Origin of the sequence: Kitasatospora sp. NPDC001603 (assembly GCF_040298365.1) — a bacterium.
Lineage (GTDB): Bacteria > Actinomycetota > Actinomycetes > Streptomycetales > Streptomycetaceae > Kitasatospora.
The window spans coordinates 1-5,348 of sequence record NZ_JBEPAA010000156.1; the positions used below are offsets into that span (position 1 = coordinate 1).

1 protein-coding gene is annotated in these 5,348 nt (G+C 71.6%); it reads left to right on the forward strand.

The genetic code is table 11. The annotated features are described in order from the left end of the window. A partial coding sequence (locus ABT263_RS38380) for a non-ribosomal peptide synthetase (protein ID WP_352298503.1) occupies positions 1-5,348 on the forward strand: 5,348 nt, incomplete at both ends.

The following is a 5,348-nucleotide window of genomic DNA, read 5'->3' on the forward strand; positions in this document are numbered from 1 at the left end:
AACCGCCCCGCACTCACCGCCGAGCAGTTCGTGCCGGACCCGTACGGCCCCGCCGGCACCCGCCTCTACGCCACCGGCGACCTCGCCCGCTACCTGCCCGACGGCACCATCGACTACCTCGGCCGCATCGACAACCAGATCAAACTGCGCGGCTACCGCATCGAACTCGGCGAGATCGAAACCGCCCTCACCGCCCTGGACCACATCCACCAGGCCGTCGCCATCGTCCGCGACGACACCCTCCTCGCCTACCTCGTCACCGACAACGCCGGGTTCGACCTCGCCACCGTGCGCCGCGAACTCGCCGCCACCCTCCCCGAGTACATGATCCCCGCGGCGTTCGTCACCCTCGACGCCATCCCCCTCAACAGCAGCGGCAAGACCGACCGCCGCGCCCTCCCCGCCCCCGACCTCGACGCCTTCACCACCACCGGCTACACCGCCCCCCGCACCCCCGTCGAGGAACGCCTCGCCGCCGTCTGGGCCGAGGTCCTCGGCCTGCCCCAGGTCGGCGTCGAGGACAGCTTCTTCGACCTCGGCGGCGACTCCATCCGCGCCGTCCGACTCGTCGGCGCCCTCCGCGCCGCCGGCTACGACATCACCATCCCCGATGTCTTCCAGCAGCGCACCATCGCCGCCCTCGCGGCCCGGATCGGTGACGGCACCGGCCACTCCCTGATCACGGCCGTCGAGCCCTTCGCCCTCATCGGCGAGGACGACCGCGCGGCCCTCCCGGCCGACGTCGTCGACGCCTACCCGCTCTCCCAGGCGCAGACCGGCATCCTGGTGGAGGTCATGTCCGCGGTCGACCGTGCGGTCTACCACAACATCGACTCCTTCCGGCTGCCCGACCCGCAGCCGTTCGACGCCGAGGCTTTCCGCCGCGCCGTCGACACGGTGGTGGCCCGGCACGACATCCTGCGCACCTCGATGCACCTGGACGGCTACAGCCAGCCCCTCCAGCTCGTCCACGCCGCCACCGAAGCCCCGGTGGCCGTGTACGACCTGCGCGGACTGACCGAGGCCGAGGTCACGGAGCGTGCGCTCGCCTACGCCGAGGAGGAGCGGGCCCGCGGGTTCGAGCTCACGACGGCTCCGCTGCTGCGGTTCGCCGCACACGTGGAGTCCGACCGGGCGTGGCGCCTGACGATCAGCCACAACCACGCGGTCACCGACGGCTGGACGCTCAACTCGCTGCTGATGGAGCTCCACGGCGCCTACCGGGCACTGCGGGACGGCCTTGAGCCGGCGGCCCACGAGCCGGTTCCGGTGCGCTACGCGGACTTCGTCGCCGCCGAGCAGACCGCGCTCTCCGACCCGGCGACCCAGGCCTTCTGGCAGCGCGTCGTCGACGCCCACAGCCCGCTGGTCCTGCCCGCCACCTGGGGCGGTGAGCCGGGCGAGCGCCTCGGGGTCCGGGTGCCGTTCGCGGACCTGGAGGACGGTTTGCGCAGGCTCGCGGCCGAGGCGAGGACCTCGCTCAAGAGCGTCATGCTGGCCGCGCACCTCAAGGTGATGGGCAGCCTGACGGCCGAGGACGCCTTCCACACCGGCGTGGTCTACCACGGCCGCCTGGAGGCCCCCGGCTCCGACCGGGTGCTGGGCATGCACCTCAACACGCTGCCCTTCCCGACCGACCGGGGCGCGAAGACCTGGCGCGAACTGATCGAGCGGACCTACGCGACGGAGACCGCTATCTGGTCCCACCGCCGCTACCCGCTGCCCGCCATCCAGCGCGCCGCCGGCAGCTCCCGCGACCTGCTCACCGTCCTCTTCGACCACCACGACTTCCACCAGGTCGACACCGACTCCGTCGATGTCGAGGCCACCATGGCGGGCGGTTCGAACGAGTTCGCGCTGATGGCGATCCCGCAGGGCGGGCACATCAACCTGAGCAGCTCGACGGAGTTCTTCACCGCGGCGAACCTGGAGCGGCTGGGCGCCATGTACCGGTCGGTCCTGGAGGCGATGGCCGCCGACGCCGACGGCGACGCCCGCGCCGCCCACCTCCCGGCCGACGAACTCTCCCGACTGCTCGACACCTGGAACACCGCCGTCGAGCAGCCGGTCGAGGACTGCGTCCACGAGCTGTTCGCCGCCCAGGCCGCCCGCACCCCCGACGCCATCGCCCTGACCAGCGGCGATCAGAGCCTCACCTACGCGGAGCTGGACGAGCGGGCCAACCGCATCGCCCACCACCTCATCGCGCTGGGCGCCGGCCCCGAGCGGATCGTCGGCCTCTCCCTGGAACGCGGCCCCGACCTCATCCCCGCCCTCCTCGGCATCCTGAAGTCCGGCGCCGCCTACCTGCCGCTCGACCCGGCCAACCCCGCCGACCGCCTCGCCTACATGCTCGCCGACGCCAAGGCCGACCTGCTCGTCACCCACTCCGCCCTGGACGAGCTGGAGTTCACCGGCACCCGTGTGTTCGTCGACACCCACGCGGCCGAGATCAACGCCCGCCCGGCCACCGCACCCGTGACCGGCGTGCGTCCGGACAATCTGATCTACGTCATCTACACCTCGGGCTCCACCGGCCTGCCCAAGGGCGTCAGCCTCACCCACGCCAACGTCGCCCGCCTGTTCACCGCCACCCGCGAGAACTACCACTTCGGCCCCACCGACGTCTGGCCGCTCTTCCACTCCTACGCCTTCGACGTCTCCGTCTGGGAGATGTGGGGCGCCCTCCTCCACGGCGGCCGACTCGTCGTCGTCCCCTCCGCGATCGCCCGCTCCCCGCACGACATGCTCGACCTGCTCACCACCGAACAGGCCACCATCCTCTGCCAGACCCCCTCCGCGTTCCGCACCCTCACCCAGCTCGCCGCCGACAACGACCCCCGGATCGACCAACTCGCCCTGCGTGCCATCGTCTTCGCCGGCGAACGCCTCGAAATGACCGAACTGCGCCCCTGGACCGACCGCGTCGGCACCCAGCACACCGCACTCGTCAACATGTACGGCATCACCGAGACCACCGTGCACTCCACCTACCACCGCATCACCGACACCGACCTCACCCGGACCGCGCACAGCCCCGTCGGCTCCCCGATGGACGACACCGCCATCCACCTCCTCGACGCCCGGGGACACCTCGTCCCCACCGGCGTCCCCGGCGAGATCCACGTCACCGGCCCCGCCGTCGCCCGCGGCTACCTCAACCGCCCCGCACTCACCGCCGAACGCTTCCTCCCCAACCCCCACGGACCCGCCGGCTCCCGGCTCTACCGCTCCGGCGACCTCGCCCTGCGCCTGCCCGACGGCACCCTCGAATCCCTCGGCCGGATCGACAAGCAGGTCAAGATCCGCGGCTACCGCATCGAACTCGGCGAGATCGAAGCCGCACTCACCCAGCACCCCACCGTCCGCCAGAGCGTCGTCACCGTTCGCGACAGCCACACCAACGGCGAGAAGATGCTCGTCGCCTACGTCGTCCCGGCCACCGGCACCGTCCTCGACACGACCGCGCTCCGCACCCACCTCGGGACCTCACTACCCGAGTACATGGTCCCGGCGGCGTTCGTCACCCTGGACACGATTCCGCTGACCACCAACGGCAAGGCCGACACCCGCGCCCTCCCCGCGCCCGACCTGGACGCCTTCAGCACCACCGGCTACACGGCCCCGCGTACTCCGGTCGAGGAGCGCCTGGCGGCGGTCTGGGCCGAGGTCCTGGGTCTGCCGCGGGTCGGTGTGGAGGACAGCTTCTTCGACCTCGGCGGCGACTCCATCCGCGCCGTCCGCCTGGTCGGAGCCCTCCGCGCCGCCGGCTACGACATCACCATCCCGGACGTCTTCCAGCAGCGCACCATCGCCGCCATGGCCATCGCGGTCGGTGACGGCACCGGCGAGTCCCTGATCACTGCCGTCCAGCCCTTCGCCCTGATCGGCGAGGACGACCGCGCGGCCCTCCCGGCCGACGTCGTCGATGCCTACCCGCTCTCCCAGATCCAGACCGGCATGCTCGTCGAGATGCTCGCGGCACAGGGCGGCAGCACCTACCGGAACATCAACTCGTTCCGCCTGCCGGACGCGTTGTCGTTCTCGCCGGACGTCCTGCGCCAGGCCGTCGACACGGTGGTCGCCCGGCACGACATCCTGCGCACCTCGATGCACCTGGACGGCTACAGCCAGCCCCTCCAGCTCGTCCACGCCACGGCCGAGGTCCCGATCACCACGCACGACCTGCGCGGACTGACCGAGGCCGAGGTCACGGAGCGCACGACCGCCTACGTCGAGCAGGAGCGGGCGACGGGCTTCGACCTGACCGCCGCCCCGCTGCTGCGCATCGCCGCACACGTCGAGTCGGACCAGAGCTGGCGCCTGACGTTCAGTCACATCCATGCCGTCACCGAGGGGTGGAGCTACCACACCCTGGCGATGGAGATCGTGACCCTCTACCGCAGCCTGCGAAGCGGCGAGGAGCCGACCGCCTACGAGGTGCCGGCGGTCCGCTACGCGGACTTCATCGCCGCCGAGCAGACCGCGCTGGCCGACCCGGCCACCCAGGCCTTCTGGCAGCAGCTCGTCGACGCCCACAGCCCGCTGGTCCTGCCCGGTTCCTGGGGTGAGGGCGAGCGCCACGGGAACGAGCGCCACGGTGTCCCGGTCCCGTTCCTGGACCTCAAGGACGGACTGACCCGACTGGCCACCGCCGCCAAGACCTCGCTCAAGAGCGTGCTGCTGGCCGCGCACCTCCAGGTGCTCGGCAGCCTGACGGCCGAGGACGCCTTCCACACCGGCGTGGTCTACCACGGCCGGATGGAGGCACCGGGCGCCGACCGGGTGCTCGGCATGCACCTCAACACCCTTCCGTTCCCGACCACTCGGGGCGCGAAGACCTGGCGTGAGCTGGTCAAGCAGACCTACGCCACCGAGACCGAGATCTGGTCCCACCGCCGCTACCCGCTGCCCGCCGTCCAGCGCGCCGCCGGCAACTCCGGCGACCTGGTCTCGATCCTCTTCGAGTACCTGGACTTCCACCTCGTCGACGACGGCCCCATCGACACCGATGGCTCGCTGGGCGACGGCGCCAACGAGTTCGCCCTCAACGTGCTGGCCCGCCCGGACCGGGTGAACCTCAGTGCCCCGACCGCCGTGGTGGGTCGGGAGTGGCTGGCCCTGCTGGGTGAGCGTTACCGGCTGGTGCTGGAGGCGATGGCCGCCGACCCCAACGGCGACGCGACCCTCTCCCACCTGCCCGAGACCGAGCGCGCCCAGCTCACGACCTGGGCCGCAGGCGACACCATCGACTGGCCGCAGGGCCTGACCGTCGACCTGATCGAAGCCCAGGCCGCCGCGACTCCGGACGCGGTCGCCGTCATCGCCGGGGACGTCCGCCTCACCTA